Consider the following 19214-nt stretch of genomic DNA (forward strand, 5'->3'; position numbering starts at 1 on the left):
GAAGCCACCAGTGTGGTGGTGTATTGTCTCTTTTGTGGTTGAAAAAAATTATCGTTGCATAGCATGAATTTCCGCCAGCAATCCTTTAAAATAATCCCCACACTTTGCGATATGGGTTCCGTACCAGGAAAATGCCTCTCCATCCACGATCATGATCTTTTTATCCGGGTAGAATGCCTTCATTTCCTCAATATGTTTTTCTTTGAAAGGAAAAGGTTCGGAAGACAGCATGATAACATCTGCCTCAGTGAGATCCTCCATTTGAATTTCAGGATACCGTGTTTGATCTTTAAAAATATTTTCAAAACCTATTTCGGCCAGGATTTTATGAATAAAAGTATCAGATCCGATGGTCATATAAGGATTTTTCCAGATGAGGTAAGCGGCTTTTACCGGAGAATCAAGTTTAGCCTGTTCTAAAACATCGTAAATCTTAAGATTGAACTGTTGCGCTCTTTCCTCTTTATTAAAGGTGTTTCCGAGCATTTTCAGGAGGTAATAGTTGTCTTCAATGGTCTCTACATTGGTCACTACCACTTTAAAATCATCCATCAGGGCTTCTACCTGTTCTTTGATGTTTTCCTCTTTATTGGCGAGAATAAGATCCGGCTGTAGAGCTTTTATTTTATCAATATTGATATTTTTTGTACCTCCGATAACGGCTACATTTTTCACTTTATTTTCAGGATGTATACAGAATTTTGTCCTGCCAATGACTTCATGTTCAGTAAGGCCAAGATCAAATAACGCCTCTGTGATAGAGGGGACTAAAGAAACAACTTTCATATTCAGACTTTGTCTGCCTAAATTACAAAAGTTTTCCTGTCAGGAAAAGTCCGGCTACGGAAAAATAAATAATAAGTCCGGTAACGTCTACCAGAGTGGCTACAAATGGAGCAGAAGAAGTAGCAGGGTCAAGGTTTAATCTTTTCAGAATAAAAGGAACCATAGAGCCCGAAAGTGTTCCCCAAAGAACAATCATCACAAGAGAAACGCCTACACTTAAGCCTACATAAGGCCAGTACATTCCATAATTGAAGAAACCGGCTTCGTGCCATACCATAATCCTTAAAAAGCCTATAACACCAAGAATGCTGCCGAGAGCAAGTCCGGTAAAAATCTCCTTTTTCATCACATACCACCAGTCTTTAAGACCGATCTCCTGAAGAGCCATAGCACGGATAATAAGCGTTGCAGCCTGAGATCCGGAATTTCCTCCACTGGAAATAATTAGTGGGACAAACAGCGCAAGAACGACAGCTTTCTGAATTTCATCCTCAAAATAACCCATCGCAGAAGCAGTAAGCATTTCTGAGAAGAAAAGGATAATCAGCCATGTTCCTCTTTTTTTGATCATCTCTACCAAAGAAGTCTGTGTATAGGGATCATCTAACGCTTCAAGACCTCCGAATTTCTGAATATCTTCCGTATTCTGCTGCTCGATCTGGTCAAGGATATCGTCAATCGTTACAATCCCTACAAGAACGCCGGCTTCCGTGATGATGGGAAGGGCAGTTCGGTCATATTTCTCAAAATACGTTACTGCATCTTCTTTTGAAGTCATTGTAGTGATCGCCACAAAATGATTATCCGTCATGTCCGAGATCAATGTGTCTTCTTCGGCCAGTAAAAGGCTTCCCAAAGCAATATCATCGATCAGGCGGTTTCTTTCATCCACGACATACAGGTGGTTCATGGTTTCCACTCTTTTTCCAACCTTTTTGATCTGCTGAAGACATCTCTTTACGGTCCATTCTTTACGGATCTGGATGTAGTAAGGCGTCATCAGACGGGCAATAGAATCTGAATTGTAGCCCAGAAGCTTCAGGGCAATTCTTCTTTCCTGCGGATTAAGATGATTGATAGAATACTTGATCAGCTCATCCGGAAAGTCCTCAAAAAGGGCAGTTCTGTCATCCGGAGTCATGCCGTTCAGGATCTCGGAAACCTCTTCGCTTCCGATACTTCTGATGGTATCCTCCTGGAAGTCAGGGTCAAGGTGGGAGAAAACTTCCGCTTTATATTCTTTCGGAACTTTCAAAAATGCCAGGAGCCTCTCGTCAGCATGAAGATTGCTAAGAGTTTCGGCGATATCGGCAGCATTAAAGATAAGTTCGTCTCTGGAATTCAAAACGTGATTTTTTAGGATATGCAAAAATAATTCAAAAATTTAAGACTATGAAGTAAAGCCGCAAAATTAAGGATTAATTAAAGTTTAAAATAGTTTACAGCGTCTTTTAAAATAGAAAAACACCCGCCGGAGCGGATGTTCAAAAATTAAATTTTAATGTATAAATCCCTATATTATTCTAGAATAGGTCCGCACATCGGGTAGGGGGAAGGCAGGCACATACCTCCTTCACAGCATTCTCCGAATCCACATTGGGTATGGGTCTGACATTTTTTGATCATTCCGCCACCGTTGATATTCTGTTGCTCTTTTCTGGTGAGTTTTTTGAGATTGTTCATATCAATAGTTTTAATTATTAATAAAAAGACTGTATTTATTCAATACAATCGTATTCCATACAAACACCCTGGCAACAAAAACCGATGAAGCACGGTCTTGTTACACTGCATTTTTGAAAAGCTCCGCCATTGATCTGACTTTGCTGCTTTCTGTTAAGCTTCTTTAAATTTTTCATATTCAATAATTTTAATTAAATAAAAAGATAAAACTTTTAAAATTCAATACAGGCAAACGGTCTACAAACTCCGTCACAACACCATCCAGTGGTGCAGGGTCTGGTTGCGTTACATCTGTTGATAGCTCCTCCATTAATTTGGCTTTGCTGTTCTCTGTTGAGTTTCTTTAAATGTTTCATACCTATTGACTTAAGTATTAATAAAAAATATGATCCTAAAGCTCCGGATCAATACATGCATAAGGTGAGCATACTCCGTTGCAGCACCATCCTATAGAGCAAGGTCTGTTGGTATTGTTGCATCTGTTAATAGCACCTCCATTAATTTGTTTCTGTTGCTCTCTATTGAGCTTCTTTAAATTTTTCATATTGTATAAGTTTTAATTTGTAAAACTAAAATAGTAAAAAATATTATATTATTCACCATATAATGAAAATATTTAACTAGTAATCAGGGTGTTTGGGGTGTTTTTTAATTTTTACGTAAGAATATGACTGCAAGAATGTGATTATAAACGGAGGTGGATTGTGAATGGTGAATTGTCAATTGTGAATTTTACTATCCGCCATCAATTGACCATTGACTTGCGCAGCAAAATTGACCATTGACTGATAAAATTGTGAATTGTGAATCGTCAATTGTGAATTTTACTATAAGTCATTAATTGACTATTGACCTGCGTAGCAGAATTGACCATTGACGGTCGAAGAAAATCGAAATATTGTAAATGGTGAATCGTCAAATGTGAATCTTACTATCCTCCACCAATTGACCATTGACGTTGAGAATATTAAAATATTGTGAATTGTGAATTTTCAACTATGAATCTTATTATCCACCATCAATTGACCATTGACCTGCGCAGCAGAATTGACCATTGACGGTCGAAGAACATCGAAATACTGTGAATAGTGAATCGTCAACTATGAATCTTATTATCCACCAATAATTGACCATTGACTTGCGCAGCAAAATTGACCATTGACGTTGAGAACATCGAAATATTGTGAATGTAAATCTTCAAATGTGAATTTTACTATCCGCCATCAATTAACCATTGACTTGCGCAGCAAAATTGACCATTGACGTTGAGAACATCGAAATATTGTGAATGTAAATCTTCAAATGTGAATTTTACTATCCGCCATCAATTAACCATTGACTTGCGCAGCAAAATTGACCATTGACGTTGAGAACATCGAAATACTGTGAATAGTGAATCGTCAACTGTGAATCTTACTATCCTCCACCAATTGACCATTGACCTGCGGAGCAGAATTGACCATTGACGTTGAGAACATCGAAATACTGTGAATAGTGAATCGTCAACTATGAATCTTATTATCCACCAATAATTGACCATTCACTTTTAAAGCTCTGTCCCAGCCGCAGGCTTAAGCTTTCTGAGTTTTTTCAAAATACCCTTGATTGCTCCGTCTGTCCCTATTTTGATAGAGTTTTCAGTGGAACCCAGAAGACGCATATTTTTGCGGTAGGTGTCGTAATCTGATTCAGTGACCAGATTTCCTTCGGCATCAAAAAGTTTCATGCTGACCACGACCTGGTTGGAAAATACATATTTTCCGATACCTACTTTGAAATATCTTACTTTCGGAACAATGGCAAAATCCGCATCATTATTGACACAGTAATCCGTGATGGTTTGTTTTTCTATGCTGTCGAAAGGAATCTGAACTTCGGCTCTGAGCATTTTATTTCTTCTGCCGCTGAAATTATCGGAAACCGCACTGAAGAAAGCATGGTTGGTGGGTTCTTTAATTTCCTCAATATCAGGCTCTACCTCGGGATTGAAGTATAGGATTTTTTTTACTTTGTTGTCCGAATTCTTCTGTGCTTTCACTGAAATAATGCCGACCAGTAAAAAAGTGCTGACTGCTGTAAAGAATATAATTTTTCTCATTTGTAATTCGTATGCAAAATTACTGCCTTTTCGTTGGATGACATACAATTTATTAAGAAATTTTTAACATTTTTTTCTATCAATTTTGATACATGGAATCAATAATGTTTTGCTGAATTAAAAAATAGTTGTAATTTTGCACCCGTTACATAATAATCATTAAACAATATTGGAATGTACTTAACAACAGAAAAAAAGCAGGAAATTTTCTCAAAACATGGAAAATCTGCAACAGACACAGGAAGTGCTGAAGGACAAATCGCTCTTTTCACTTTCAGAATCAATCACTTATCTCAACACCTAAAGTCTAACCGTCACGATTTCAACACAGAGAGATCTCTTGTGAAATTGGTAGGTAAGAGAAAAAGTTTACTAGATTACCTTAAAAACAAAGATATCGCAAGATATAGAGCAATTATTGCTGAACTAGGTTTAAGAAAATAATCTACAAAGATTTTCAAATAAAAGCAACTTCGAAAGAGGTTGCTTTTTTTATGCCGTTACTTTTTATCTTTTCCAATCATTCGGAGCTCTCGCAGATGATACGGATAGAGCAGATTAACAAAGTAGAAATCTGCGTCATCTCTATAATCTGCGTGAATTTTTTTTAAACATCATGATATCCATTGCCTTCATCATAATCAACATAATCATCTGTGTAAATCCGTGCAATCCGTGGTTAATACCTTTGTACGGTAAAATAGACTTTATATCTGCTATACTACTTTTCTCTTTTCCGAAAAAATCTGCGTCATCTCTATAATCTGCGTGAGTTTTTTTAATATCATGATATCCATTGCCTTCATCAGTATCAACATAATCATCTGTGTAAATCCGTGCAATCTGTGGTTAATACCTTTGTACGGTAAAATAGACTTTATATCTGCTCAACTATTTTTTCTCTTTTCCGATCTTTCCCAGATGAGTATTCTGAAAACTGTCAGGATATTTCAGCCCATACCCCAGGATTCTGTCGAATGCCGAGTGTGAGAATATAATCGCTCCGATCATCTGTAGGTAAGGAAGACTTAAAGCGATTCCCACAAGATAGATAACAATAGCCAACCCAAGATGATGAAACAGATTGTAGAAAAATGCTCCAACCTTATTATTAATGACATATCCAAGCATAGAAATATCAGGAGCAAAGAACAGGCTTGCAAACCACCACCACGACAATTCTGTACGGCTGAATGCAAAGATTCCCAATATCAAAAAGGCAACATACTCAAGCTGTAACTGAATCTTCATAATAATATAGTATTGATGATCTGATAAGTGTTCTGCTGAATGGAAAAGTTACGGTTTAATTTGATAAAAAAACAAAAGTGAGACGTCATAAAACATCTCACTTTATAGTATAGATACAAACCTTTTCTTGCTACAATAAGCGTTAGCGGCTTTGTATATCTTAAAAACAAAATACTGTTTCTAATTATTTGTTTTGCTTTGCGATATTAAAAACTGAAAAGAATCTTAGTGTCCGGATTTGGATTCAGTAGTTTCCACATGGCTTAAATATTTTGTACAGTAAGCTCCGAAGATCAGAATCACCAGGTAACAGAATACCGGAATGATAAATGAATGCTGCACCCCGAACTTATCGGCAAGATAGCCCTGGAAAATAGGAACAATAGCTCCTCCCAAAATAGCCATAACCACAAGAGAAGATCCCTGACTGGTATATTTACCCAAACCGGAAATCGCCAGTGTATAGATATTGGAGAACATAATAGAGTTAAAAATCCCGATTCCTAAAATGCTGTACATCGCCAGTTCACCCTGATTAACCATGGCAGAGATAAGAAGTACCACATTGATCGCTGCGAAAATAGATAATGTCCTTGCCGGAGCTGCTTTACCGATAAAGAAAGCAATAAAATTAAGCACGATAAATACAATGAAAAAGCTAATCTGTGCAAAACTTAAGTCTACAATACTGAAAATAACAAGGAATACAGCAGCAGCTGCTCCCAACATATAAATTGCCTTTTTACTCTGGCTTAGTGACTGATTTAAAGAAATAGCGCCAAGAAAACGCCCGATCATTGCCCCTCCCCAATACAGAGAAAGATAGTTTTTACTGATGATCTCATTGAAACCCATGATCTGAGGCTGCTCCAGAAAGCTGATAATAAAACTTCCGACTGCAACTTCTCCACCTACGTAGCAGAACATCGCAAAAACACCGAATTTCAGGTGGCTGAACTCAAGAGCTCCCCAACCTTTTACAATTTCCTCTTCCTGTGTCTGGAAAGATGGCAGTTTTACCCTTGAAATTAATAAGGCAACCAATAAAAGTATACCGGCGAAAATCAGATAAGGAATTCTTGTGGCCACCGCGCTGAACGAACCGTCCGGAGCGGAGAAAAATTCAAAGATCAGATGACCTCCCAATACCGGTGCGATCGTAGTTCCGAAGGCATTGAAAGCCTGGGTCATATTCAGACGGCTGGAAGCAGATTCTTCGCTGCCGAGTAATGAAACGTAGGCATTGGCCGTGATCTGAAGGACTGTAAAACCCAGTCCGAGAATAAATAAAGCCCCCAAAAACAGAGGATAATAGGAAAAAGTAGCTGCCGGATAAAATAAGACACAGCCAAAGGCCGCGAGAAAAATACCGAACATAATTCCTTTTTTGTAGCCTGCTTTATTAATGGGATCTCCCTTTGAAATAGAGATCAGGAAATAAATCAGGGAACCGATAAAGTAGGCTCCGAAAAAACAGAACTGTACCAGCATCGATTCGAAAAAGGTGAGTTTGAAAAGTTGTTTCAGATAGGGGATCAGAATATCATTCATACAGGTGATGAATCCCCACATAAAAAAGAGCAGGGTGATCGTGATTAGCGGGATCGTATAATTTCTGCTCTGTGTTTTCACTTCTTTATTGATCATAAACATTTATTTATTTGAAAAGAATTATTAGCTCTTTCAGTTGTTTCGTCTGCTGCATATATATTTTGAGAAGCATGGCAAATATAAGGCAGAGGCCCGTTTTTCTGCAACTTTTCAGGTGTTTTTTATGTAAATAACTCATCTTTAATGAAATGAAAATATTATTTACACTTTTTGAGACAATAATACGAAAATGACTCGATTCTTTGATCAATTTTCTCAGGAAAAAAATATTTTTATTGATGAAATATGATCAATAAGTTGAACATTTCGTAAGTAATTCTTACTTCATCGATAAAATAGGAGGGTAAAATCTTATAATTCCGCATACTATTTCTGAGATTGAAAATTTAATATCTCATTATTATACGTTATCTTTGCAAACGAAAATTTAGACGAACTATCAATAATTAAAGCACTCAATACGGAGTGCAACACAAAACAATTTATGAGTATACCTCAAGCAATTACAGAAACGATTACTCTTGCAGACGGCAGAGAAATTACAATTGAAACAGGAAAATTAGCAAAACAGGCTGATGGTTCTGTAGTCGTAAAAATAGGCGGAACAATGCTTTTAGCAACGGTTGTAGCCAGTAAAGAAGCAAAAGAAGGTGTAGATTTTCTACCTTTAACAGTTGATTACAGAGAAAAATTCTACGCAGGAGGTAAGATTCCTGGAAATTTCTTTAGAAGAGAAGCCAGACCATCAGATCAGGAGATCTTAACGATGCGTTTGGTAGACAGAGTTCTTAGACCATTATTCCCTGAAGATTTTCATGCGGAAGTTCAGGTGATGATTTCATTAATTTCTTATGACGGAGAGTCGATTCCTGATGATTTAGCAGGTCTTGCAGCATCTGCAGCAATCGCTATTACAGATATTCCTTTTAACGGACCAATGTCTGAAGTGAGAGTAGTAAGAATCAACGGTGAACTTTCTGTGAACCCTAATTATGCAGATCTTAAAATTGCCGACCTTGACATCATGGTGGGAGCAACTAAAGATTCTATCGTAATGGTAGAAGGGGAAATGAAAGAAATTTCTGAGCAGGAAATGCTTGAAGCAATCCAATTCGCTCATGTAGAAATTAAAAAACAAGTTGAAGCTCAGGAAAGATTAGCTGAAAAAGTAGGTAAATCATTCCCAAAAAGAGAATATAGCCACGAAAATCACGATGAAGCTATCCGTGAGAAAGTGTGGAAAGAAACATATGATAAAGTATATGAAGTTGCTAAGCAACCTTCAGCAAAAGAAGAAAGAGGTGAAAAATTCAAAGCTGTTTTGGCTGAATTTTTAGCTCAGTATGTTGAAAATGCTGAAGAATTAGAAAGAGTAACCCCTTTCGCTAAAGTATATTTCCATGATGTAGAGAAAGAAGCGATGCGTCAGATGATTTTGAATGACAAAATCCGTCTAGATGGTCGTGATCCTGAAACAATTCGTCCAATCTGGAGCGAAATCGATTATTTACCGGGAGCTCACGGTTCTGCCATTTTCACAAGAGGTGAAACTCAATCTTTAACAGCAGTAACGTTAGGTTCTGTGAAAGATGCGAACATGGTAGACAGTGTAATGGTAAATTATGACGAAAGATTCTTCTTACATTATAACTTCCCTCCGTTCTCAACGGGTGAAGCAAGACCTTTAAGAGGAACTTCAAGAAGAGAAGTAGGACATGGAAACCTGGCTCAGAGAGCTTTGGCAAACATGATTCCTGAAGAAAATCCTTACACGATCCGTATCGTTTCTGATATTTTAGAATCAAACGGTTCATCTTCTATGGCAACTGTTTGTGCAGGAACTTTAGCATTGATGGATGCAGGTATTCAGATTACAAAACCAGTTTCTGGGATTGCAATGGGATTAGTAACAGACGTTAAGAGTGGAAAATTCACTGTACTTTCTGATATCTTAGGTGATGAAGATCACTTGGGAGATATGGACTTTAAAGTAACGGGAACTGCAGACGGAATTACTGCTTGTCAAATGGATATCAAAATCCAGGGATTATCCATGGATATCATGGAGAAAGCTCTTTTACAAGCTAAAGACGGAAGATTACATATTCTTAATAAAATCACTGAAACAATTGCGGTACCAAGAGAAGACGTGAAACCTCACGCTCCGAAAATGGTAATGCTTGAGATTTCTAAAGATTTCATCGGTGCTGTTATCGGACCTGGTGGAAAAATCATTCAACAACTTCAAAAAGATACAGATACTGTTATTGCTATTGAAGAAGTAGGAGAAATCGGAAGAATTGAGATCTCTGGTGTAAGCAGGGAGAAAATCAATGCAGCGATTGCAAGAATCAACGAGATTACATTTGTACCGGTAGTAGGGGAAGTGTATCAAGGAAAAGTGGTAAAAGTAATGGATTTTGGAGCTTTTGTAGCGATTGCAAAAGGAACTGAAGGATTACTTCACATTTCTGAAATCGAATGGGCTCGTCTTGATAAAGTACCTTACAACGAAGGTGACGAAGTAGAGGTGAAGTTTATGGGTTACGATGACCGTAAGAAAATGAAACTTTCAAGAAAAGTTTTATTGCCAAGACCTGAAAGAACTGAGTCTAAGCCAAGACCAGAAGGAGACAGACCACAAGGTGATAGAAGACCTCAAGGTGACAGAAGACCGGAAAGACAGGACAGACCTGAAGGTGACAGAAGACCTGAACAGGCTCCAAGAGACAACAATCAGAACCCTTCAACTGAAGCTTAAGATTTAAATCTCATATATAAATGAAATCCCTCAATTTGAGGGATTTTTTTTGGTTAAAGTGATAAAGATCCGGTTGTTGGTAATCGCAAAAGCACAAAGGTTTTAAAAATGATTACATTTTTAAGTTGCAATAAAATCGAAGATTTTTAGCAAGGGTGACAATGAGATTGCTTCGTTGCTGTGCTCCTCGCAATGACAACGGTGTACAATTTTATCGTAGATAAAATCCTACCGCCTTATAAACAGTATATTGGTGAATTTTCCTTTGCGTCGTTGCGTTTCAAACAATTGAGCACGAAAAAAAATATATTTTTCACAGCTCTGTTTTTCATCATTCCATTACGCTCCGATTCTCTGTTTCAGATCATCTGCACCGCCTGTTTTTCTTGGTTGTGCATTTTTAGACGAACCGAAATTGTACGTATAAGAGATCGTTGCTACTCGGGAATCTCTTTTTACCACGAAGTTCTCTACATAATTATTAAAGGTGGTCTGTGCTTTCGGATTGCTCGTAAAGAAGATATCATTGAATGAAAGTTTCAGAACACTGTTGTTTTTAAATTTCTTCTGAGCCCCGATATTCAGATACCAGTTCGGCTGTACATCCATATAGGCATAGACTTCTCTCGCACGGTAGTTTCCGGTCAGTTCAGCGGTGAAACCATTCCCCAGTTTAAATGAATTGATACTATTGAGATTAAAAGTGAAATTTCCCTTATTATTGATCTGCGTTCCCGAAACATTTCCGGTATAAGATCCGTAGTAGAAATTCGCGCTGTTGTTCATATCCCACCACTTCGTCACTTTCACGGGAGCGATCAGATACAACCCGAAATAGGAAGCCGAACTTAAATTTTCATTGGTCTGAACAGTAATATTTTCTCCGTTTTCAAAGACAGGTTTGATGACATCTGTAATGTTGTTATCTGTTTTGCTATAACTTAATGTGGCGAAATATTTACTGTTTAAGCTATACGTCAACTCATAATTCATCGTGGTCTGTGGATTCAGCTCCGGGTTTCCGGCCTTGTAAGTCGTAGGATCCAGATAAAACTTGAATGGATTTAACTGATTGTAGCTCGGACGTGTAATTCTTCTGCTGAAATTGATTTCCAGATTGTTTTTATCCGTTATATCATAAGAGAAAACCGCACTTGGAAAGAGTTGGGTATAATTCTTTTTGTTCACCTGATTGGTCGTAAGCTGGGTTCCCGTTACGTTTGTATTTTCAACTCTTAAACCAAATGTTGCACTGAATTTATCCCACTTTTTAGAAGCATTTCCATACACCGCATTGATGTTTTCCTCATAAATAAAATGGTTGGTTTTATTAAGATCTAGTTCTGGAACGCCTGAGCTTGCATTAAAGAATTTCAGGTCATTGTCCGCTTTCACAAAGCTGGTCTTGATTCCGGCTTCCAGTTTCCATCTTTTTTTCAGGTTTTTCGTTAAATCAGATTTTAAAGAATAAATATTTAGATTTCCGCCGATGTCACCTTGTAGAATATCAAGATTAGTAAGGTTCCCGGATGCTTCGTAATTTCTTGTTTCAAAATTTTGGAGTGAGGTATTCGAATAATTAATAAAATCAAAATCAGTCGTGATTTCCGAGCCTAATGAATCAATGGTGTACTTATGATTCAGGTTGAATGAAACGTTTTTCCAGTGGTCATGAGAACGGTTCTGCGTAGTAAAACTGCCGTCAGGTTGATGATCATTTCCCAGAATCAGACTTGAATTGTCACCTTTCGGATCAAACCTATTGCTTATAAAACCTACGGAAAAGCCCAAAACATTTTTATCATTCATATAATAATCCATTCCTGCTTTTGCAATATGATTTCTGAAGTTGAATTTTAGAAAATTGTCCTGCAGATAAGCTTTCTCGAATGTTCCATTGGTGTAGAAATTTCTGTCTAAAACCAAATGATTATAAAATTCTCTGTACGCAAAGCTGTAATTAGCAAAAACATTCACCTTTTTATTTCGGTGGTTGATGCTGAAACTGTTATTGTTTTTAATGAATTTTCCTGTTCCCAAAGCAGTGGAAACGCTTCCGTTCGTTCCTTTTCGCTGATCTTTCTTGAGCTTGATATTAATAATCGAAGTTCCTGCTGCATCATATTTGGAAGACGGATTGGTGATGAACTCTATTTTATCAACGGTTGAGGAAGGAATTCCGCGCAGATAAGCTGCCAGGTCAGATCCCGTCATCGGCGTATTTTTTCCGTCGATTTGTACCAGAAGATTTCCTTTTCCCCGGAGGCTGATGTTGTCATTGCTGTCTACATTCACGCCCGGAGCTTTTTCCAGGACTTCAAAAGCAGAATTTCCCGTGCTGGCAATGCTGTTTTCAACATTGAGGATCATTTTTCCATCCTGTCTTTCGATGTAAGGTTTCGTCTTGGTAATGGTCACTCCTTCAATAGATTTTATATTGAGATCAATGGGAGAGAGCGACTTGTTTTCTGCGATTTGAATCATGTCAGACTGATAGACTTCACTGCCGTTTCTGTTGATCTTTAACCTGTAATTTCCTGTTTTAAGATCATTGAAACTGAATTTTCCATTCTGTTCTGCAATTTCTGTTTTGACTAATGCATTTCCTGAGTCAAACAGATTGATTTCCAACTGCTCGGTTTTCTCACCACTGATCGTTCCCGACAATGAAAAATTTTGCACACTCTGTGCTGAAAGCAGACTACTGAACAAAGTCAGCGTCCATGCCAATAGGAGTAAAAATAGTTTGACCATTGTTTTATTTTTTAGTGTTTTTTACAGTTTTCTGATATTTTTAGGAGAGCATTATTCATGATTTCCATTTCTTCTTTTGAGACATTCTGCAGGGCGGTTTTTCGATTGCCTTCTACCAGTTTCTGAACATCTTTGATGATCTTTATCCCGGATTCGGTGACTTCAAGATTGGTTTTTCTGCGGTCTTCCGAATGGATAGTCCGGATCACATATGCTGATTTCACCATCAGATCAATAATTCTTGTCACCGAGGCATTGTCCTTAAAAACCAGATCCCCGATTTCGTTCTGTGTAATTCCCGGATTTTCCAGAACAGCTTTGATAATCAGCCACTGATCGATCGTGATCGTGAAACCATTAGCCTTAAGCTGACGCTGTGCATAATTTCTATAAGACCTGATTGCTTTATCTATATTGTAGAATATGATTGAATTTAATTTTTCCATGTTTTCCGTATTGAGTTTAAAATGATTTATCAATTATTGATATATCAATTAATTTGTAGTGAGTGTTTTTATTTTGTTACAGATTGGTGAAAATATTTTTTGTATAAATCAAAAAAACTGCATGAACTGCAGTTTAATTAGTAATAGAAAAAGAAATCTGCTTGATCTGTGTAATCTGCGTGGGCTCATTATTTTCCCGCAAATCACACAGATAAAGCAGATGTTTGTGGATGAAATTGATGAAGATGGAATGTTTTATAATGTTTTGAAAAGCCTGTCTATCTGATTTCTTGTGTTAGCATCCGGAGATACTTTATAAAATTCATTAAGTAGATCCATAGAAGATGGTTTCTTCGGATAATGATTGTGTTGAAGGAAATTTTTTAACGCTTCATTCACTTTTTCTTCCCCGATGAGTTCGCTTAATTTGACCATAGCGACAGCACCCTTTGAATAGGCAATATGAGCCATATCTCCTGTCACTCTGTAGATCGGGCGGTTTTCAGACAGACCTTTCTCGTTATCATAAATCTGCTGATGCATGGTGAGCCTCTCCTTCATTTTTTCTTTGCCGTGCATTTTTTTGTAAAGCATCATTTCCGTGTACATCGCAAGTGTTTCGGAAAGCATGACCGCTCCTTCTCTGTCATCCGGATTGATCTGACTGTTTCCCCACCACAAGTGAGAAAGCTCATGTCCGGCCAGTTCATTGATGACATCCTGTTCTTTATCAGCGTGGATATTGGCGTGGAAAATCATATCCTCCGGCATAAATATCGCCGATGGATAGGCTGTTGCTGCAAAACCTCTGGTGAAAGAGGAGATTTCAGCAAAACTGACCGTTTTAAAAGGATATTTTCCAAAATTCTGTTCACAGTAATCCAGCGTAATTTTTGCATTTTCAAGAAGATGATCTGCGTTTTCGAAATGCTTTTTATGATAGAAGATATTGATGGTAATGCCTTTGTATAAAACACTTTTCACCTGATAGTCTGCAGAAGAAACCGCAAACCTGAACGGAATATTTTCCGCTTTGTACTGAAAATAGTTTCGCCCCGACTTCTTCCATTTTTTAACCAGATCTCCGGTGCCAAGGGCCGTCTGATCACCTTCCGTAGAAACCGTCATGTCTAAATTGATAAAATCCTTTTTAAAGACCTCTGGAGCTTCCGGTTTTTTCAGCTCTGCGAGTTTTCCCAGGTTGTTTTTCTTCCGCAACTGCTCGTCTTGGATTTCTTCATCTTTCTGATACCCGATCACAGGATAATATCTGCTGATCCGCATAAAAGAGCCATTTTCTATCACGGCATTGAAAGACTGATGCCCGTTAACTGCATACCATTTATAAGAAAGCTTGAAGTTAAGGTGAGCAGTTTCTCCGGGTTTAATGGCTTGTTTTAAATGAACCTCAGAAATGTTGTCATTAATTTTAACCGTCTCGGAACCTGTCTGAAAAACGGCGGATTCTGTCATAAGATCAGGGTTAAAATTAATCAAGACCTTATCAATAGGATGACCAGTAAAATTGGTCAGGACATATTTTCCTGTAATCTGGTAGGAGTTTTCGGAAGGATTCAACGTAATCTCAGTGATTACATCAGTGATTTCCGGCTGAGGCGTGTTTTCATACTTCTTAAAAACTTTTTCGTACTGAACGGCCGTTGCTATGTCTTTCTCTTCATTTTTAGGAATATAACCTGTCATAAACAGAGTTCCTGCAAAAATGCCGGAAATAAGCAAAACAAGGCTGGGAATAAGGGGGATCAGATTAAATTTTTTCGATCTGATCGCTTGATCTATCATCCATAAAAATGAAATGATTCCGGCTCCGAATAAAAGCCTTTCCGCAAAGGCATACAGATAAATGCCATAACCATTAAAATCACTGTAACTCCCTTTAAAGTCTGAAAATACTCTGAATAAAGGATAAGGAATGATCTTCCCGGATGCAGGACCGGCCAATAGAAATACCGCCAGAACGGAAATGCCCAGAGCAATCAATTTATTTCTGATCGCATGATTGATCAGAAGGATGAGTCCTGAGAAAAGAATCAACGGAAATGTATTGAAAAGAAAAACGCCCAGATAAGCATTCCAATCAATGTGAAGATATTGATACATGGTCTGAAAGACAATCCCCTGAACGATTAAAATTCCGGTAAAAAAGAACAGCAAAACACAGATAGAAATGAAATGCCCCGAAAGTCTGATTTTTGAGAAAAACGTACTGTCTTCAATCAGCGAAAATCCGGATGAACGGCTTCTCCAATACAGGTCATTGATGAAATAAGCCACAAGAAGAAGTCCAAACAATGGAAAGTTTTCTGAAATAGTGGTTGCCATAAGACCTGAACCAGCATACTTCTGCGGAAGACGGATTCCTTTTTCGATCTCAGCGTACATTTCCATTCCGACGAAGAACAGTAGCAGGATGGAAACGGCAGGAATGGTGATACTTTTGAAGAGGTAGAGTAAGTCAATTTTCGCATAAGAAAGGATCGATTTAAAAGCATTTTTATGACCGAAATTCACCCGGGATATGGTGTACGCAAATGATGAACTGCTTTTAATTTCTAAACTTGAATTTACTTTTTTTACTTTTTGCTTTGAAACAGAGGAAAAAGAAAACAGCCGGTAAGTGAGCCAAAGAAATAACAAAGACGCCACTGAGAAAATGACCCTGTTGATGATTAAATATCCCGAAAATGGTACTAATGAAGCGTTTTTCTGATCTACAGAAAGTGTTCTGGCTTCAAAAAAATAGGATGACAGTCCGAATGGATCCAGGAAGGCAGAAACTTGCTGCGTTTCTATGGATTGAGGCAAACCTCCAGCCATAAACGGAGAGTTAGAAAATACCAGAACCACCATGTACAGGACATACAGTAGAAGTCCGGCAACGACAGCAAGCAGTTTCTTCTTTGCGATTAATGAAATCAGAAAGATAAAGCTGCAGACAAAAAAAGTGTTGATGAGACCAAAAATCAACATAGGATACAGATAATAGCTCAAATTGAACACATCTTGCATTTCACTTCCGGTTCGTGTGACCTGACCAATGAGGAAACCCAGCATTAAAAAGGAAAAGCTGAAGAAAGTTTGCAGGAAATAGGTGCTGAATTTTCCGCTGAGATACGTCCATTTCGAAAAAGGAAACGAAAAGAGCACAAGATCAAATTTTGAATCCTGGTCCTTAAAAAGCAACTGTACGGCATAAATAACGGCTATAAATATGATCGAAAGACTCATCATTCCGGTCATAAAACCAATGGTGTACGGTGAATTGAGATAGATTCCGTCTCCAGCCGTCAGATTGAACTGGCTGCCGCAGAAAATACCGATGCCTGCTAAGAGTAAGGCGATAAGATAGGCTGCCCAGTGCTTGGTGATGCGTCTGGCTTCAAATAAAAATAGGGCGTTCATGACTAAGGTTTTTGAGTGAGTGTACGGAAGTAAACGTGCTCCAGAAGCGGATTGACTGCGTTGAAATCTTTCGGTTGGTCTTCTGAAAATACGGTAATATGGAGTTCTCTTTCAATCAGCTGGCGGCTGATGATGTCGTGGCTGGAAAGGTAATGGTCCAGTTCGTTTGTGTCGATGGGTTTGGACCAGATCCTGTCTTCCAGTTCAGAAATCAATTCTGCGGGTTTTCCCTGTCTTAAAATCTGTCCGTTATTCATCACCGCCATTTCCGAGCACAGATTCCTGACATCTTCCACCAGATGAGTTGAAAGGATGACGATAACCTCTTGACTGATGTCATTCAATAGCGAGTTGAAGCGGTTGCGTTCTTCGGGATCAAGGCCGGCCGTTGGTTCGTCTACGATAATGATCTTAGGATTTCCAAGGAGCGCCTGGGCAACACCAAAACGCTGTTTCATTCCCCCTGAAAAAGTATGGACTTCTTTCTTCCTGAAATCCGAAAGATTAACTTTTTCCAGCAGGCCGAAGATCTGTTCTTTGCGTTCTGTACGGTCTGTAATCCCTTTTAACACAGCAATATGTTCCAAAAGATCATACGCAGAAACTTTCGGATAAACTCCAAAATCCTGTGGAAGAAATCCGAGGTTTTGTTTAATGTAATCGGGATCTTTTGAAACATCCTTTCCGTTGAAGATAATATTTCCGGAAGTAGGTTTTTGCAGTCCCACAATGGTTTTCATTAAAGAGGATTTTCCGGCACCATTCGGACCCAATAATCCGAACATACCGTTCCCGATGTCGAGCGATATGTCTTTAACCGCTTGAAAGCCATTCTTGTAAATGAGGCTTAAATTGTTGATAGATAAAGTATTCATATGATAAGGTTTGGATAATAGAAGGGTAAGGCAGACCGTTGTGGTTGCTTGTGTATAGATATGAGATTTCAGATATCAGACGTCAGATTTTAGACTGATACAATGTCAATGGTGAATTTGAGAAGCAAGAGGCAAGAGGCAAGAGGCAAGAACCAAGAATCAAGATTTCAGATACAGGATGATCATTCATTAGCTTAATGACTACCAACTAGCAACCAGCAACTGACAACCAAAATTCATTCTCAAACTCTCCGACTCTCAAACACGAATCTAGCACCACGTAGTCTATTCCCTAAACTCCAAAATATCCCCGGGCTGACATTCCAGAATTTTGCAGATGGCTTCCAGGGTATCGAAACGAACCCCCTTTGCCTTGCCGGTTTTAAGAATGGATAGATTAACAGGGGTGATTCCTAATTTTTCTGCCAGTTCTTTACTCTGCATTTTTCGCTTGGCTAGCATGACATCTAAGTTGACTATGATTGGCATTATATAAATAGGTCTTGTTCGTTTTGCAAATGTAGTCCTTGCTTGAAGATATTCGCAAGAAACAGACAGAAAATTCCAAGCATGAAATGGATAAACACCAATCCCCAGATCATACTTTCTACTTCCACAAAGAAACTTGCTATGATAACTATGGGGAGGGGAATGAAAATATTATACAGGTAAAATCGCTTAAGCTGAAGTATATTTTCTTTTATAAACAGTTTTGACTGGAAAAATACTTTGAAAACTTTCGCCGAAAGCCAGAAAAAAATTCCATAGGAAATTAAGACCAGTGAAAATGAAAAGATGATATACGGATAATTACGTTCAATATTCAGAAATGGCTGCTCTGTAAAAGGATAGTTGATATGCAGAAACATATTATCCTTATACGGGGTGATCGCAAAACCGGTGAGCAGGCATACAATTGAATAGACAAAAGTGATCAGATACCCCGCCGAAAGTACGATACAAATGTAGTACAGAATCTTCGCAATAATTTTGGTCTGGTTCATGGCAATAATCATTTAACTATTGCAAATTTATAATTAATTATCGTAAAACAATAATTATTTTAAATAAAAAAATATTTATTGAATTTTAAACGGAGATAGAAAATGAAAAGATATGTGTTGTTTACTATGGTTTTTGCTTAAATTTAAATGATAAAATTATTTCTCATGGCATATAGTATTGAACTGGCGGACAGAGTTCGTGAACGGCTTTCGGAAATTCCTGATCTTGAGATTAAGGAAAAGAAAATGTTCAGCGGATTAGCATTTTTGGTCAATGATAAAATGTGCATTAATATAAGCCATGATCAACTCATGTGCCGATATCATCCTGATCTGGAAGAGGAAGTTTCAGAAAGAATAGGTTTTCTTCCCATGATCATGAAAGATAAGCAGCTCAAAGGATATTGCTATGTGGAACCTGTAGGTTTTCAAAAACAGCCTGATTTTGAGTACTGGATAAAAATATGTCTGGATTACAATGCAATAGCCAAAGCATCAAAGAAAAAATAACCTTAATATTCC

17 protein-coding genes are annotated in these 19214 nt (G+C 37.9%); 3 read left to right on the forward strand and 14 right to left on the reverse strand.

What is annotated here, in order from left to right:
- Positions 1–48 precede the first annotated feature (48 nt).
- The 6 genes from BUA72_RS09935 to BUA72_RS09945 all read right to left on the reverse strand — a co-directional run bounded on the left by BUA72_RS09935 (position 49) and on the right by BUA72_RS09945 (position 4567).
- Positions 49–786, reverse strand: coding sequence for an ABC transporter substrate-binding protein (locus BUA72_RS09935; protein ID WP_072922802.1), 738 nt, complete (start codon positions 784–786; stop codon positions 49–51).
- A gap of 22 nt (positions 787–808) precedes the next feature.
- Positions 809–2131 carry a magnesium transporter gene (gene mgtE / locus BUA72_RS09940; RefSeq protein ID WP_047448911.1) on the reverse strand — a complete coding sequence of 441 codons (1323 nt, stop codon included), beginning with the start codon at positions 2129–2131 and terminating at the stop codon, positions 809–811.
- A 173-nt stretch (positions 2132–2304) separates the two neighbouring features.
- The gene (locus tag BUA72_RS24435; RefSeq protein ID WP_156122696.1) at positions 2305–2469 is read right to left on the reverse strand and encodes a bacteriocin-like protein; all 165 of its coding nucleotides are present in this window, start codon (positions 2467–2469) and stop codon (positions 2305–2307) included.
- A gap of 35 nt (positions 2470–2504) precedes the next feature.
- Positions 2505–2645 (reverse strand): bacteriocin-like protein, encoded by a 141-nt coding sequence (locus BUA72_RS24440; protein ID WP_156122695.1) that lies wholly within the window; start codon positions 2643–2645, stop codon positions 2505–2507.
- A gap of 215 nt (positions 2646–2860) precedes the next feature.
- Entirely contained in the window at positions 2861–3013 is a 153-nt protein-coding gene (locus BUA72_RS24445) for a bacteriocin-like protein (protein WP_156122694.1), read from the reverse strand.
- A gap of 1002 nt (positions 3014–4015) precedes the next feature.
- A complete protein-coding gene (locus BUA72_RS09945; RefSeq protein ID WP_034726716.1) occupies positions 4016–4567 on the reverse strand; it encodes a hypothetical protein in 552 nt (183 codons plus the stop codon).
- 174 nt (positions 4568–4741) lie between these two features.
- Between BUA72_RS09945 and rpsO the strand changes: the two genes are divergently transcribed.
- Positions 4742–5011, forward strand: a complete 270-nt coding sequence (gene rpsO / locus BUA72_RS09950) for a 30S ribosomal protein S15 (protein ID WP_047448908.1) — start codon at positions 4742–4744, stop codon at positions 5009–5011.
- A 447-nt stretch (positions 5012–5458) separates the two neighbouring features.
- On the opposite strand, the gene BUA72_RS09955 is transcribed toward rpsO, so the two are convergent.
- Together BUA72_RS09955 and BUA72_RS09960 are read right to left on the reverse strand one after the other, a co-directional pair.
- On the reverse strand, positions 5459–5818 hold the full coding sequence (locus BUA72_RS09955; protein ID WP_072922803.1) for a DUF4260 domain-containing protein: 360 nt from the start codon (positions 5816–5818) through the stop codon (positions 5459–5461).
- Between the two features lie 225 nt (positions 5819–6043).
- Positions 6044–7465, reverse strand: coding sequence for a sugar MFS transporter (locus tag BUA72_RS09960; protein WP_047448901.1), 1422 nt, complete (start codon positions 7463–7465; stop codon positions 6044–6046).
- Positions 7466–7913: 448 nt separating this feature from the next.
- On the opposite strand from BUA72_RS09960, the gene BUA72_RS09965 reads away from it, so the two are divergent.
- The gene (locus tag BUA72_RS09965) at positions 7914–10190 is read left to right on the forward strand and encodes a polyribonucleotide nucleotidyltransferase (protein WP_072922804.1); all 2277 of its coding nucleotides are present in this window, start codon (positions 7914–7916) and stop codon (positions 10188–10190) included.
- A gap of 339 nt (positions 10191–10529) precedes the next feature.
- On the opposite strand, the gene BUA72_RS09970 is transcribed toward BUA72_RS09965, so the two are convergent.
- From BUA72_RS09970 to BUA72_RS09995, 6 genes are all read right to left on the reverse strand, one after another.
- Positions 10530–12944, reverse strand: a complete 2415-nt coding sequence (locus BUA72_RS09970) for a TonB-dependent receptor (protein ID WP_072922805.1) — start codon at positions 12942–12944, stop codon at positions 10530–10532.
- Between the two features lie 11 nt (positions 12945–12955).
- Complete coding sequence (locus BUA72_RS09975; protein ID WP_072922806.1) at positions 12956–13390, reverse strand: MarR family winged helix-turn-helix transcriptional regulator; 435 nt, start codon at positions 13388–13390, stop codon at positions 12956–12958.
- Positions 13391–13645: 255 nt separating this feature from the next.
- Positions 13646–16813 carry an ABC transporter permease/M1 family aminopeptidase gene (locus tag BUA72_RS09980; protein WP_072922807.1) on the reverse strand — a complete coding sequence of 1056 codons (3168 nt, stop codon included), beginning with the start codon at positions 16811–16813 and terminating at the stop codon, positions 13646–13648.
- 2 nt (positions 16814–16815) lie between these two features.
- Positions 16816–17688, reverse strand: coding sequence for an ABC transporter ATP-binding protein (locus BUA72_RS09985; protein ID WP_072922808.1), 873 nt, complete (start codon positions 17686–17688; stop codon positions 16816–16818).
- Positions 17689–17973: 285 nt separating this feature from the next.
- Positions 17974–18177, reverse strand: coding sequence for a helix-turn-helix domain-containing protein (locus tag BUA72_RS09990; RefSeq protein WP_034726695.1), 204 nt, complete (start codon positions 18175–18177; stop codon positions 17974–17976).
- Positions 18177–18692: a DUF2975 domain-containing protein gene (locus BUA72_RS09995; RefSeq protein ID WP_072923155.1), complete on the reverse strand. Its 516-nt coding sequence runs from the start codon at positions 18690–18692 to the stop codon at positions 18177–18179. The genes BUA72_RS09990 and BUA72_RS09995 overlap by 1 nt, the downstream gene beginning before the upstream one ends.
- Before the next feature lie 165 nt (positions 18693–18857).
- Here BUA72_RS09995 and BUA72_RS10000 point away from each other — a divergent pair, with 165 nt between their 5' ends.
- Positions 18858–19202: a TfoX/Sxy family protein gene (locus BUA72_RS10000; RefSeq protein ID WP_072922809.1), complete on the forward strand. Its 345-nt coding sequence runs from the start codon at positions 18858–18860 to the stop codon at positions 19200–19202.
- Positions 19203–19214 lie beyond the last annotated feature (12 nt).

This window comes from Chryseobacterium sp. OV279 (assembly GCF_900128945.1).
Taxonomy (GTDB): Bacteria; Bacteroidota; Bacteroidia; order Flavobacteriales; family Weeksellaceae; genus Chryseobacterium.